Source organism: Ruegeria sp. AJ12, from assembly GCF_056536245.1.
Window position 1 is genome coordinate 681,993 of sequence record NZ_JBQFJJ010000001.1, and the last position, 14,312, is coordinate 696,304.

Below are 14,312 nucleotides of genomic sequence, written 5' to 3' on the forward strand. Positions count from 1 at the left end.
AACAATCTATGTCAACATAAATTTTACCTCTCGTTGACATTCTATACTATTTTGGTCGACGGGATTTGACGCTAAAATGCCCGTCACGGGCGTATAAAACTAAAAGTTACGGAGGCTAAGGCTTTGGTAGATCAGCAAATTTACAATATGGATTCGGCGTTGGAGGACGAACGCAAGATTGTTGATCGCATCTACAGTGCTGTAATGCAGCAAGATTTGACACCGAGGACCAAGCTGACCGAATCGACGATTTGCGAAAGCTTCGGGGTCGGTAGGATGAGGGCTCGCCGGGCGCTGCTCTTGCTGGCAAGTCAGGGAATCGTGGAACTCCGGTCGAACCGCGGAGCTTTTATCGCCTGTCCAAATCAGCGGGAAGCGGACGAGGTTTTTGAAGCCCGCGTTCATATCGAACCGAGTCTGACCGCACAGGTAGCCGAGCGCATTGACGCGAAAGGTCTCCAGATATTGATGGAGCATATCAGGGAAGAAAGAGCAGCGCGCCGGTCCGAGAATCGTCAAGAGGTCATCAGACTGTCCGGCGAGTTTCATATTCTCGTTGCCAATGTTTCAGGAAATGGCTTTCTGACCCGAACGCTCCGTGAACTCGTGACGCGTACCTCACTCATCGTGGCGATGTTCGGGTCGGGCAACTCGTCCTGCTGCCGGGAAGACGAGCACGAAGGAATTCTGGACGCTATCGAATCTCGAAATGCAGAGCTTGCTTCAGCACTTGCACGAGAGCATCTCGAACACATTCGATTGGATCTCGATTTTACCAAATCTCACGAACCGGTTCCGGACCTTGTGGGGTTATTGAGAGCAAGATAGCGCCTTTCGCTGACCTGTGGAGCGTTGGTTGTGAAGCTTTGCCGCGCCTGTGAACGCCGGATTGCCCCTGCCAAGAGGCACGCGGTGTTCTTGGATTGCGACCCATGACAGGCTTGCCCGGCACCGCCGGTTAGGTGATAGCTGCGTTGTGCGTGCTTTCGAAGCGGGCAACTTGGGCAGGCCGCCTGACAAGATCGCTGGTGTCGAACCAGCTATTTCCAAACAGATCCATCGGTGGGCGCGGCGCGCTATGTGGAACCCCTGGGACGTCTCGATGCAACCATCTTTAACAATTGATCCTTGGTCCGCAGGATGTGGTTTTTCAAGAGCGCGCAGGCCGCATCGACCTCGCCATTTTGCGCCAATTCCAACAACGCCCGATGATCCTGTCTGGCAGGCTCGCGTTGTTTCATGACACTCAGATGCATCCTGACATATCGGTCCGCCTGCAAGCTGATACGGTCCAGAATGTCGTTTGTCAGGGTCCTGCGGGAGGCGGCGTAGAGAGCCGTGTGATATTGATGATTGAGGACGCCCCATCTTTTGACATCATTTTCGTCATAAGACGTTTCCATTTCCGTCAGAATTTCTGAGCAACGGGCAAAGTCGGCCGGTGCCATATTTGGAATTGATCTGCGGAACAGGTCGACCTCGATCAGGCATCGCAAGTCAAAAATCTCCCCGATCTCCGCAAGCGAGTGCTGTGTCACAGACCCGCCACGGTTATTTGCCCAATGAACCAAGCCTTCCGCGCTCAGTCGTTTGAGCGCTTCGCGGACCGGCATGCGCGAAACGTCGTATTCGGCGGCCAAGGCTTCTTGCCGGATGGTTTCTCCTTCGGCCAACTCACCGCTGAGAATGCGCTCTCGCAGGTCATTTGCTATGAGATCCGGGAGGCTTTGTTTAGGGATCGCACGTTTACCGGTCATGTCAGGTGCCATCCGCATTCGATGTACAAACTGTTTCACTCATCCTCAGACTCCCCACGTATCTGAGAGCCGATAGCCGCCGGGCCAGGGGTCGTCCGGGTCCAGCATATGTTGATGAATGCCGGTGATCCATGCCCGGCCAGTGATCTCGGGGATGATGGCAGCACGGGATCCCACTTGCGTGGTGCCAACGATTTGGGCGGTAAATCGTGAGCCAATGATTGACACCGCCTCGAAGCACTGACCGCGGTTTAGCAGGCCCCTTGCCTGCATCAGGGCCATGCGGGCGGAGATGGCCGTCCCGGTTGGCGAGCGGTCGACTTTACCGGGTCGGATCGCCACAGCAGACTTGCCGGTCAGCCCGGTTTTGGTTTCGCGGACCGGGCCACAAAACGCACAGAACGAGATATGGTTCCAGTCCGGGTTTTCGGGATGTGAGAACCCGATCTGCTCATTTGCCGCCTTGGTGATTGCAACGCCCAGCCGGGCAATGTCACGGGCCTCGTGCTCAATGATCTCCAGCCCGATTTCTTGTGCATCGACGACTACGAAACTGTCGCCCCCGTAAGCCGTATCAACGGTCAGTGTTCCGAGACCCGGTACCTCCAGCGGGACCGACAGCTTGTCAGCAAAACTGGGCAGGTTTCGAACGGTGATGCGCTCGGCTTTGCCGTTCCGACAATGTGCACGCACCTTGACCAACCCCCCGGGTGCTTCGAGCACCATATGGGTTTCCGGTTCCTTCATCGGGATGATCCCGCCGTCCAGCAAGACCGTCGATACACAGATCGCGTTTGACCCGGACATCGGCGGCGTGTCTTCGGGCTCCATTATGATAAAGGCCGCGTCCGCCTCGGGGTGCAGTGGAGGCACCAACAGATTCACATGCCGGAACACGCCCCCGCGCGGTTCGTTCAGCACGAAGTTTCTGAGGGTTTCATCCTGCGCGATGAAAGTGCGCTGCTCCCACAGTGTTCCCCCGGGCGGTGGGGCGACGCCGCCAACGATAACGTCGCCCACTTCGCCCTCGGCATGGGCAGAAATCACGTGAAGGGTTTTGCTGCTTCGCATTTTTCCTCTCCCTATTAGAAGCGTGACGACGCAAAGGGAGTCAGATCAAGCGCAGGTTTCGTGTCCGTTGCCAGATCTGCGATGAGTTCCGCAGTTCCTGCTGATTGCGTCAGCCCCAGGTGCCCATGCCCGAAGGCATACAAAACCCGAGGCGCCTTGGGTGAGCGGCCGATAACCGGCAGGCTGTCCGGTAAAGAGGGTCGAAATCCCATCCATTGTTTGCCCTGTTTGGTACTTAGGCCAGGAAGGAACCTGGCAGCTTTGGCCAGCAAGGCATCCGCCCGTTGGAAGTTGGGGCTGAGATCCAGCCCACCCAACTCGACCGCTCCACCGACCCGGGCGCCGCCGTTGATCCGTGTCACGACGAACCCGTGATCCGCAAAAGTCAGATGTGTCCGCAGGTCAAACGCGCCCTTGGGCAGCGTTGTGTTATAGCCGCGTTCGGTTTCCAACGGGATCGTGTCTCCCAGGTGTTTCGCCAGTTTGTGGGACCATGCGCCTGCTGCGACGACCACTTTTTGTGCCGTGAACTCGCTGGTCGATGTATGCAAGGTGACGCCTGTCTCTGAGGGTGTCACATCTCTTATGTCACCGGTCTGAAGATCGCCGCCGCGCGCCTTGAACCGGGCCGCCAGATGGTTGGTCCACCGCTCCGGGTCGACGGTGTTCAGCCAGGTGGGTGTGAAACCAGCATGTGTAAAGCGGGGGTGCAGCCCGGGTTGGACCTCGGCAATGGCTTGCCGGTCTTCAAGCAGGTCAAACGCTACCCCACGTTCCTCACGCAACTTCCACGCTGGCAAGCTGGCGCGAAACCTGGCTTCGCCCTCATACAGTTGCAACTGGCCGTCGCGCTGCATCATCGGTTCACCGTCCACTTCGACAATCTGTCGTTCAAGAGCGGCAGAGCAGTGCACCATAAGGTCAGCTTGCGCATCCAGCGAGGCGGTGTACCGGTCCTGCCAACTTGCGCGCCAGAACCGGACCATCCATGGAGCAATCTTCAGCGCGTAGGACGGTGGTATCGACAACGGACCCAACGGATCCAAAAGCCATTTGGGGGCCTTGCGCAGTATTCCGGGATGAGCAAGCGGTTCGATCTCTGCAAAGGCGAAAGCTCCGGCATTGCCTTGTGATGCACCTGACGCAACACCTTGCCGATCCAGGACACACACCTGGCGCCCGCGCTTTTGCAGTTCGAGCGCTATGCTGATGCCGATGATGCCGGCCCCGATGACCGCGATGTCGGTATCTGTGTCAGCGTGCATGGTTCAGGCCTCTCCGGGTGAGGGCGCATCTGGTGGTTCTGTATTCAGCTTGTTTCACGGCGCAATACCTGTTCGAAACGGGTCATTTGGCGCGAAATACAACCGGCTCTCAGCCATAACATGAGCCTGACCCGTCAAGCTGGGGATGACCCCGCCGGCGAGACCCGGTTGATAAGACACTCGATACGGGCTGCCGATCACGCTTTCCTGCACGATCTCTTCACCCGGGTTCAGGCGCCCGTCAGCGGCGAGGCACGCCAGCCGAGCCGAACTGCCGGTCCCGCAGGGTGAGCGGTCATAGTGATTGTCGGGGCAGAGCACGAAATTCCGGCTGTGAACACCCGGGTTGGGGGAAACGCCCTGAAAGATGACATGATCGACCGGCTCGCCGTTTTCGCCGCTAAGCCCCCGTTCACTACAGGCCTCACGGATGGCAATCGTCATGTCGGTCAAGGCGCGAATGTTCTCACTGGTCACCGGGATTGGGCTGGGCTCGACGATAAAGAACCAGTTGCCGCCATAGGCAACGTCACCTGTGACTGGCCCATACCCCTTGGGTTCAACCGTCACCGAGCGATGGACCCGGCGGCTTTCCACGTTTGTCACCCGCACGGTGTTTGGATCGAGCAACTCGATTGAAACCACGCCCGCCGGCGTCTCGATCTTATGTGTTCCGATGTCGATCCGGCCCAGATATGCCAGCGTTACACCCAGGCCTATGGTTCCGTGCCCGCACATCCCCAACACGGCATCGGCATCGAAGAAGATGACGCCCGTTTTACAGGTCGGATCGTCCGGTTCCACCAGCAACGCCGCGACCATGCCGGGCTGACCACGGGGTTCCAGCAGGACGGATTTGTAAAACGTCTCATGGTTGTCGGCCAACCGGTGTGCACGCTGCGCCAGCGGTCCGCGCCCAAGGTCCGGTCGGCTGTCCAGAATGACCCGTGTAGGCATACCACCGGTATGGCTGTCGATTACATGCATTCGGCAATGATCCCGCCCTGACGTGACCAATCGGCAAACCATGTCCGGAACAATGTGTATTGCTTTTCGCAATATCTGCGTTGTGCGTCCGACAATTCATCGGTTTCGTTGAAGTGCAACCGATACTCTTCCTCGCCATTCAGCACGAGCAGGTGTTTGTAGTACAGAACCAGATCGGTTCCTTCGTCAAAGCTTGCCAGCACACCGATCGCCTCTTCCAGTTCGCGTGCGCGCATCCGGGCTTCGGCATGTCCTGCCGCTGCTTTCCGGGACAGAGCGGCCAGCAGCAGCGCCTCTTTCGGCAGGGCGGTCCCAATTCCGGTAATCGAACCAGTGGCCCCGCAATTGACAAACCCGTGGTAAACCTCGGTATCCACCCCAACCATCAGCGTTACGTCGTCATCTTTCGATGTGATGTGTTCCGCCGCATAACGCAGATCATCCTTGCCGCCGAATTCCTTGAACCCGACGAGGTTCGGATGCTCGGCCCGTAAGGCAAAGAACAGGTCAGCCCGGGTCGCGAACCCGTAGACCGGGCTGTTGTAAATGATGGCGGGCACATCCGGCGCAGCGTTCAGAATGGCCTTGAAGTGATTTCTCTGCGCCGCGATAGAGGACCCGCGGGATAAGACACGGGGGATGACCATCAGGCCTGCTGCGCCTAGTTTTTGCGCATGTGCGGCATGGGCGGCAGCCGATTTCGAATTGATCGCGCCGGTGCCGACCACAACCGGTAAGCCTGCAGCGATCAGGCGCTCGACCCCTTCCATCCGCTCTGCATCGGTCAGCAGAGGCCAGTCGCCCATCGAGCCGCAATAGACCACCGCCGACATACCGGCCCTGATCATCTCCTGTCCCTTTTTGACCAGTGCGTCGTAGTCCGGCGTACGATCCGCTTTGCAGGGTGTCATCAGGGCAGGCATGGTGCCGGAAAAGACTGTCTTGGACATTGTGGCTCTGTTCTCCTGAGCATTTTTGGTGGGTGCGTTAAGGGCGTGCGTTTTGGGAGGAGCGAGCGAAAATCCGTCCCGACAAGATCCATTTCGGATATTGTATCCAATTTTGCTTCTCAATTCCACCTGCAAATACTCGGCGCGGAGTTGAGCAGTAAATTGGGCCTAACTACTCGGCGAGATGAGCTTCGGACAGACGGAGGACAACTGAGAACCGGCCAGCCGTGACGGCACCAAAAATCGCCTTAACAATATGTGAAATGGCGGAGACGAAGGGATTCGAACCCTCGAGACCCTTCCGGGCCTACTCCCTTAGCAGGGGAGCGCCTTCGACCACTCGGCCACGTCTCCGCCGACGGGTATATCCGTGCATGTTACCGAGATACAAGGTCGATTTGGTCGCCCCGCGCAATTTTCTGAAAAGGTAGTCATTGTGCTCCTTCGGCCGGGTTCTGATTTGCCAATGGTTGCGCAGACACCCATCTCGGCAAGGGAAAGTCGGGCGTTGCGCGAATATGAGGTGACCGGCATCATGCGTTCTTGCACCGCCTCTCGATTTCCTCATGATGGGTCCAAACCGAAGAAACGAAGCAGTCAGTGATTTGCCTCAGACGCTATACACATATTTTTCAGTATCCGCGTGAATGGCCATCACTGGAGGCACAATAATGGGATATGTCGGATGACATTCAGGCTGGTTTCCTGCGACGGGGGCGGGATCAGAGGGTACTTGACCTGCTTGATTTTACAGAGCCTGCACGAGGAAACGCAGTTTCTGGATAAGGCGGATGGCTTTGCAGGGACTTCGACCGGTGGGTTGGTTGCGGTTGCCTTGGCGGACGGTCGGTCGCAGGGGAAAGACATGGCCACCCTGATCGGCGATCTGGCGGCGCATTATCGCGACGATGCGGACAAGATTTTCCGGGAGAACGAGCGCACGCTTCTGGACAAGGCGTTCGACGACATCCTGGCAAAGTTCAAACTGGGTGGTGGACCCGGTATCACCGCTGCGCAGTACAATTCGAGCGGGCTTGCGGAAATTGGACAAAGCCTTGTGGGCGACAGGACGCTCTCATCACTGGATCCCGAGCTTGTCCTTGCAGTCAATACGGTTTGCCTGCACCGCAGCGACAAGGTGGGTTGGTCGCCGTTTACAGTCACGAACCAGGATTTGAGCCACGAGGCCTGGTTGGATATGAAAGCGGTTAAACTGTTGGACGTGGCGATGGCGAGCTCAGCAGCGCCGACTTATTTCCCACCACATCTCATCACCGCTGATGGCGTTGACTATGGCTACTTTGCGGATGGCGGAACGTTTGCGAACAACCCGGTGATGAACGGTATTAACGTTGCCATTGCGGCGGGCCGTGCGGATGGGTTGGGCGACATCGAGGCGTTGTCCATTGGCACCGGACAACAGCCGACGGACATATCGGAAGAAATGATCAAGAACCCGGACGACTGGGGTCTGCTGAAATGGTTTGGCATCACGTCAAACGCGACCAAGGGCGCGCTGATCGAACTGTTGCTGACCACCTCGGCGGAAAACCAGTACTGGATGGCGCATTTGGTGCTGAAGGATCGGTTGGTGCGCCTGAACCCGCCATTGCCCAAAGTTGTTGGGCTGGCAACGCACAAACCCGCCTCGTACGACCTGATGGACGAAGCCTTCAAGGCCAGCAAACAGACGCATCATTGGGAGAAGGCCGTTACTCTGCTGAACCGGTGGTAACAAAGGCCGACACTTAACAATGCAACGTCTCTGTTGCGTTTGCAGGCGGAGTGTTTAAGATTTGTTAATACATATTAACAGATTATCTGCACATAGGGGGAGACATGGGGGATCCCGGCATCGCCGAGAAGCTGGTTGACGTGTTGCATCGACCGGACGGGGATGATGCACTCCGGCCCGTTCACACGATCGGAATCAGTGCAACAGGGTTCTTCGAACCCTCTCCGATCGCTCAGAATTTTTGCGTTGCCGCACATTTCCGGGAAAAACGGAGCAATGTCGTTGTGCGGTTCTCAAACGGATCCGGAAGCGCCACTGTGCATGATGGCTGGTCCGACGTACGCGGCCTTGCCGTGCGGTTTCACCTGCCGGACGGCAGCGATACAGATCTGATTGCGATGACCTTGCCCGAATTTTTCTCGCCCACGCCCGAAGACTTTCTGAACTTCGCCAAGGCCGCGAAACCCAGGCCGTATGAAGGTGAAACGCCATGGCAGAAAATCTTCAACTTACTGCGTCTGATCCTGCCAAAACGCGATCCCTATCCGGGGGAAACGATCAGCCCGGATGACGGGGCAATCGAGTTTGCCGACAAAACCCCGCATGCCCAGTTGGCTGTGCTGGAAGCCGCCGAGATCGGCGCACCGGTCAGTTATGTGCGCGAGGCCTATCACGCGGTGCACACGTTTGTTGTCACCGGTCCGGACAAGGCCCGGCGTTGGGTCCGCTTTTCCTGGCAGCCGATTGCCGGTGTTCTCAAAACCAATCCTGATCTGCCACCGGTCGACGATTACCTGAGGCAGGAATTGAGGGATCGGCTGGCGTCGGAACCGGCTCGTTTTTCATTGATGATGGCGGTCGGTGAGGTCGGCGACGACTTCAACGACTCGTCGCGGCCCTGGCCACCGCATCGCAAGCGCATCATGATGGGCACTCTGACCCTGGACGCGGTGCCGGATGATCAGATTGAACAGTCCGAAAAGCTCAGCTTCAACCCGGGTCTTTTGACCGAAGGGATCGAAACGTCAGACGATCCTGTTCTCAAAATCCGCATTGAGTCCTACGAAATCTCAAGCGCGCGGCGGGGTGGGACACCCTGCCCATTCTCGCAGGGGTAAGACCATGACACGCCACAACAGTTGGTTCAATCGCTACGTCAACAGCCTGCCGGAACGCGGATGGTTCAAGTTCCTGTCACGCTATGTTGTCGTTCCATTTTGGATCTGGAAAGAACCGAAACCCAAACTGCCCGGCGGTCCCAGACCATCGCCGCAACCCAGCGAAAACGTTCAGCGCATGATGAACCTGATCATGCCGCTCAAGGATCCGTCGCCAGCCGGACGTGCGCACGCGACCCTGGCCATCGCGCAAAACGTAGAAGAGGTTTTCGCCGGGCTCGACAACGTTGGCACAGTCCACTTCGCGCGCTTCCTGTTGATCGACGATAAGATCTGCATGATTTCCGTTTATGACGGAGACTTCAGCAATTACATTCGGGATTTCATCACTACAATCGGCAGCGTGTTCAATGACGTCATCTCTTTGGTGGACGGCGCCGAGCATCTGATCCCGACTGAGCACAACGTCGAAGAGTTCATTGACTGGGTGCACGAACATGACCTTTTCCAGGCGCCGGATTTTCCGACGGATATCTTCGGATTGCAGGATGCGGCCAAGGGTAAAACACCTAACGATCCACCACATAAACTGGCGTCGCTGCCGCGCGATTTCGTTTTGCAACTGCACGCGAACCGCAACATTTCATTGGGAGGCGGCTATCGCGCGTATCCCGGAGTTTCGGCCGCGCAAGTGCGCCAAAAGTTTGGACAAGGCTGGTGAAAACGACCTTCAATCTCGCCGATATTCAGGGCAACATTCTGCGCGGCTATCGCCGTGATTTCGTGCGCCATCTGATCCTTGAAGTGGATGACAGTGCCGCCGCGCGGCAGTTTCTGAGCGCATCGGTCGATGACAGCACCGAAGATGTGCCAGCGATCACGCGTGATGTGACATGGAAGGTGCGCCCCCTCTATTGCTTTAACATCGCGATCACGTTCGAAGGCCTGCGGGCGTTGGGGACACCTCGTCAGCATCTCGACACCTTCCCGACCGAGTTCAAGCAGGGCATGGCTAAACGCGCGATCAAGATCGGCGATTTTGGTGATAGCGCGCCCGAGCATTGGCCCGCGCCGTTTGACCAGCCGGAACGCGTGCATCTGATCGCCTCGATCCATTCGGATGACGAAGAGCACCTTGATCAGGTCGAAGCGCAGGTGGCGAAAGGCTTTAAAGTCCTGGGCGTGCGCAACGGGCGCAACCTGCCTGAAGGCCGGGTGTTCTTTGGCTATGTCGATGGGATTTCCCAACCCAGGTTCAAGCATGTCATCGACCCGGAACAGGCGGGTGTGGACGAACCCATGGACCCGCTCGGAACCGCGTTGCTGGGCTATCCCACCCGGCAGGAAGGCGTGCTGTTCCGGGTGCCGACGCCACATGAACTTGGGTTCAACGGATCGTTCAATGCGTTCCGGGTGCTGGAGCAGGACGTTGCAGGGTTCGAAGCCTATCTGGATCAAGCCGCAACCACGTTGATGGATCACCCCAAAAAACACCTGCTGGCAAATCCGGACAGGCTGGACCTGATCGGTGAAGGTCTGGACATGCACGGCGCCCTGCGCGAGGTCGTGGCCGCTCAAATGTGCGGGCGCTGGCGCAATGGTGTCCCGTATGAACTGTCCCCGGATGCGCAATTTCCTGAGACAGAGGTGTCGCTGACGAATTTCGACTACACCCACGCTTCTCGGTGCCCGGCGGGATCACACCTGCGGCGCGGCAATCCGCGCGGGGGACCAATCGTTCAGAGGATCGCGAACTATACACGGCGTCTGGTGCGGCGTGGCATGTCTTATGGTCCTGATTTTGATCCGCAAAACCCGGATGATCGCGAACGTGGCCTGCTGGGCAGCTTCATCGGGGCGAATATCGCGGCACAGTTCGAGGCCGTTATGTGCGACTGGATCAATCTGGGTCTGCAAGATCCGAACATCACCGGCGCGAACGATCCGGTTCTGGGAGCAAATACACCCGAGACCAGTTGGTTTGACATGACGCTGCCGGATGGTGACTCGATCCGATTGTTCGGTTTCCCGCGCCTCATTCATTCGCGGGGCGGAGCTTATACCTTCCTGCCAAGCTTGGCCGCCATCAAGTATCTGTCCGAACTGACGGACTAAGTCAGGTCCGCGAGCGCATTGTCTATGCGGGTCAACAGGGGTGTCTGACCAGCGGTTTCGACGATGACGCGGGCCTTGGTCAGGTGTTCGACCGCCAGCAGTTTCTTTTTTCGGGCTTTGTACAGCAGCCCAAGGATCATGTCGCAGCGGGCGACGTAGTGCCCCCTGTCGTCAAATTGCGGGTTTTGCCGTACCTGAGCTATCATCGAAATCAGTTCCTTTTCGCCAAATAGCATGACACGGGCAATAGACCGCAGGTTTCGGAGCAGAACGGAAACCGACCCGCCACCTTCGCCGGTCAGAATGGCCAGATACATCTCGCACAGAAACAGACGCGCCCAGTCGGCTGAGGCTTTCGTGCCTTCGTCAGTTCGCTTCTGGATCGTGGCTTCTATCTGACGCAGCCCTTCGGCAATCTGCCCGTTCAGCGCATAAGCCACACCCAGCATGGTGGCTGGCCCCATCGTGAATAGTGTCCAGCCCTTGGATTCGCAGACATTGATATGGCGCTGAACCGTCTCAATCGCACCGGGTTTTTCCAGTGGTACGAGCGCGCCGATTCTGGCCGCTTCGGCAATCGCCAGTTCAAATTCCACCTGCGAGGCTTTTTGGGCCTCTTCCGCCATGGTCAGCGCCAGTTCGTAATCGTCGGTGACCATTGCGATCAGAGCTTTCATCGCGGTTCCGTAGCCCAGAGACCGGGGGTCGTTTTTCGACTTTCCGACCTCGATCATCAGGTCAGAGGTGGCATGTGCCCGGGCGACGCGGCCTCGAGTCAGTTCGTTCCAACCCACTGTAGCCAGAAAGAAATTCTGGATGTACGCGTCATCGATCTTTTTCAGCTCGGCTTCGATGAGACGTTTTTTGGCTTCGAACACTTCATTGTCGATCGGTGAAAAATAGATCGAGACCGACAGCTCGTTCACCATGGCATAGGCCTTGGACGCAGGGTCGCCCAGCCGGTCTCCCATGGCGGTCAGTTCCTGCTGCACCAGATGCGCCTCACGGTACTTTCCGTTGCACACAAGGCAGGACACGTAGTGATGCAGGAACAGTGCATGATCCGGGTTGTCACCGACCTGTTCGAGGATCGGCCGGACCGTACCGGCCAATTCGATGATCGTTTTGACTCTGAGCGAGATATTCGAGCACAACGCGAAACCTGCAAGAAACGCTGCAAACTGCTCTTTCGTGGCGCAGGTCGGATCGCTTTGATAAAGTTCGAGGGCGGATACGAAGTACCGGTTGGCTTGGTCCAGCGAATAAACCCCCAGACTCTTGTCACCTGCCATCGCGGTATAGCGGAACGCCTGATCGGTCCGATCTGTCTGGCTATAGTGGAAGGCCAGTGTTTCGGCCGCTTCCTGTAGCCGGTTCGCGTTGCGCAATTCCAGCGTGTCGGCAATGGCCAGATGCAATTCTGAGCGGCGTGATGACACAAGGCTTTGGTAGACCGAGTCCCGCAACAAGACATGCTTGAAGATGTAGTCGGATGAGTTGGCTTCGCGATACAGCACATCTTGCGCCTGCAGGCGTTGCAGAGCGGTTCCTGTGCCTTCGGCGTCGTCAACCAGTTGCGACAGCAAACCCGGGTCAAATCGGCGTCCAATGACTGCGGCTGCCTGCAACAGATCCCGATCTTCTGGCGGCAGGCGTTCCAATCGGGTGGTCAACAGGCTGCGCATGCTGGCAGGCAATCCGGAGGCAACCATTTCCGTATCGAGATAGGCCTGCCCGTCCTCGATCCGCAACGCGTCCTGATCCAGAAGAAAGCCCAGGATCTCTTCGCCAAACAGTGGGTTGCCGCCCGAGCGTTCGGCCAGTTGCTCAGCGAAACCGTTAGGCAGCGTATCGACGCCCAACCGGTTTTGCGCCAGATGCCCAAAGTCGTCCGGACCAAGCGGCTGCAAGGCAACGGTTGCCACTCCAGAACGCCCCAACCAGTCAGGACGGTATTCCGGACGCCGTGTCTGAATGATCAACAGGTTGGACAGGTCTTTATTTTCGATCAGATTGCGCAGCAAATCTTCTGATGCGCTGTCGATCCAATGACTATCCTCGACCAGCAGGATGACCGTTTCCCGCGTGCACCTGGCCTTAAGCAACACCGGCAACAGTTCCCGCGTGCGCAGACCAATCAGAACGCCGTCCAGACCGTCCAGCGCGCCCGGAGGGGGTTTGAGACCAAGAAGGTTGAGCAGCAGTCCAAGATTTTCATCCGAGTACTGGTCCCAGACTTTGAGGCCAATCTCCAACTTGTGCGCGACCTTTTCGGGATCGTCGCGATCCCGGATTCGGAACGTGTTTCGGACGATTTCGATAATCGGCAAAAACGGAACCTGTTGCCGGTCGGCAAAACAATACCCAGTCAGGATCAGTGTCTTGTCCTTAGACACGCGCTGCAGGAATTCGAATACAAGCCGCGTTTTTCCCAGACCCGGCTCGGCCACAAGATCAACGACCGTCGTGGACTTTTGGGCCCGTGCAAGGGCGTCGGACATCACATCCAGTTCGCGATCACGCCCAACGTAGCTGCTCAGCCCCTGTGCGACGGACGCATCAAACCGCGTCGCGCCCTGATGTATCGCCTGCAATTCCCAGAGCTTCTGCGGCTTGGCCAGCCCTTTGATCTGATGTTCGCCAAAGAACCGCAGATCGGTAACCCATTCGACAAGCCCGCGGGTCGTGTCGCAGATCAGTGTGCCACCCGTGTCCGCCAGGTTTTCTATGCGCGACGCAAGGTTGACCGTGCTGCCAACAGCCGTCGTGGGACCGTCACTTCCCTGAACCGCTGCCATCAGCGCATTGCCAGAGCTCACCCCGACCCGCATGGCGGGGCGCACACCGAACCGTGCTCCGATGTCGTCCGCTCCTTTTGCGAAGGCGTCGTGGATGGACAGTGCAGCCCGGCATGCGCGCAACGCGGGATCTTCAAGCGCGTCCGGTATTCCGAACAGGGCCATGATGCTGTCGCCCGCAAAGTCGCGGACCGTGCCACCGTGCTCTTCGACCGCACCCGTCAGGGTGTCGTAGACCATGCGCACAAATTCCAGGGCCTTTTCTTCTCCCAGGTCCGAGACGATCGCGGTGTAGCCCACCATATCGGCAAACAGAACCGAGACCTGGCGCCGTTGCCCCAGGTCTGCCCGCTGCTGAGCAGATATGTTCGTGACATCCCCCATTTTGGCAAAGTGTCTACAACACTTGGCATAATCCTGCTAGCTCTAGACGACATCACAACACCATGCTGCGATCAAAAGGCAGCTAAAATGTCACGCACGTCGCCCGGACAGGCATGTCCACGTCAAAAGACG

11 protein-coding genes and 1 tRNA gene are annotated in these 14,312 nt (G+C 57.6%); 5 read left to right on the forward strand and 7 right to left on the reverse strand.

Annotated elements, in window-relative coordinates; all coding sequences use genetic code 11:
* Positions 1-123 precede the first annotated feature (123 nt).
* The gene (locus ACR3E0_RS03370; RefSeq protein WP_480476157.1) at positions 124-828 is read left to right on the forward strand and encodes a GntR family transcriptional regulator; all 705 of its coding nucleotides are present in this window, start codon (positions 124-126) and stop codon (positions 826-828) included.
* A gap of 248 nt (positions 829-1,076) precedes the next feature.
* On the opposite strand, the gene ACR3E0_RS03375 is transcribed toward ACR3E0_RS03370, so the two are convergent.
* From ACR3E0_RS03375 to ACR3E0_RS03400, 6 genes are all read right to left on the reverse strand, one after another.
* Complete coding sequence (locus tag ACR3E0_RS03375) at positions 1,077-1,757, reverse strand: GntR family transcriptional regulator (protein ID WP_480476159.1); 681 nt, start codon at positions 1,755-1,757, stop codon at positions 1,077-1,079.
* A gap of 45 nt (positions 1,758-1,802) precedes the next feature.
* Entirely contained in the window at positions 1,803-2,828 is a 1,026-nt protein-coding gene (locus ACR3E0_RS03380) for a trans-3-hydroxy-L-proline dehydratase (RefSeq protein WP_480476161.1), read from the reverse strand.
* A 14-nt stretch (positions 2,829-2,842) separates the two neighbouring features.
* Positions 2,843-4,093: an NAD(P)/FAD-dependent oxidoreductase gene (locus ACR3E0_RS03385; protein ID WP_480476163.1), complete on the reverse strand. Its 1,251-nt coding sequence runs from the start codon at positions 4,091-4,093 to the stop codon at positions 2,843-2,845.
* A gap of 54 nt (positions 4,094-4,147) precedes the next feature.
* Positions 4,148-5,080 carry a 4-hydroxyproline epimerase gene (locus ACR3E0_RS03390; RefSeq protein WP_480476165.1) on the reverse strand — a complete coding sequence of 311 codons (933 nt, stop codon included), beginning with the start codon at positions 5,078-5,080 and terminating at the stop codon, positions 4,148-4,150.
* The gene (locus ACR3E0_RS03395) at positions 5,071-6,030 is read right to left on the reverse strand and encodes a dihydrodipicolinate synthase family protein (RefSeq protein WP_480476167.1); all 960 of its coding nucleotides are present in this window, start codon (positions 6,028-6,030) and stop codon (positions 5,071-5,073) included. Before ACR3E0_RS03395 ends, ACR3E0_RS03390 begins: the two co-directional genes overlap by 10 nt.
* A 264-nt stretch (positions 6,031-6,294) precedes the next feature.
* Positions 6,295-6,384 (reverse strand) — tRNA-Ser (locus tag ACR3E0_RS03400).
* A gap of 331 nt (positions 6,385-6,715) precedes the next feature.
* Between ACR3E0_RS03400 and ACR3E0_RS03405 the strand changes: the two genes are divergently transcribed.
* From ACR3E0_RS03405 to ACR3E0_RS03420, 4 genes are all read left to right on the forward strand, one after another.
* Positions 6,716-7,765, forward strand: coding sequence for a patatin-like phospholipase family protein (locus ACR3E0_RS03405; RefSeq protein ID WP_480476169.1), 1,050 nt, complete (start codon positions 6,716-6,718; stop codon positions 7,763-7,765).
* Between the two features lie 104 nt (positions 7,766-7,869).
* On the forward strand, positions 7,870-8,883 hold the full coding sequence (locus tag ACR3E0_RS03410; RefSeq protein ID WP_480476171.1) for a catalase: 1,014 nt from the start codon (positions 7,870-7,872) through the stop codon (positions 8,881-8,883).
* A gap of 4 nt (positions 8,884-8,887) precedes the next feature.
* Positions 8,888-9,604: a hypothetical protein gene (locus ACR3E0_RS03415; RefSeq protein ID WP_480476173.1), complete on the forward strand. Its 717-nt coding sequence runs from the start codon at positions 8,888-8,890 to the stop codon at positions 9,602-9,604.
* Positions 9,601-10,998: a Dyp-type peroxidase gene (locus ACR3E0_RS03420; protein WP_480476175.1), complete on the forward strand. Its 1,398-nt coding sequence runs from the start codon at positions 9,601-9,603 to the stop codon at positions 10,996-10,998. Before ACR3E0_RS03415 ends, ACR3E0_RS03420 begins: the two co-directional genes overlap by 4 nt.
* Here ACR3E0_RS03420 and ACR3E0_RS03425 read toward each other — a convergent pair.
* Complete coding sequence (locus tag ACR3E0_RS03425) at positions 10,995-14,180, reverse strand: ATP-binding protein (protein ID WP_480476177.1); 3,186 nt, start codon at positions 14,178-14,180, stop codon at positions 10,995-10,997. The two genes, ACR3E0_RS03420 and ACR3E0_RS03425, sit on opposite strands and share 4 nt — an antisense overlap.
* Positions 14,181-14,312 lie beyond the last annotated feature (132 nt).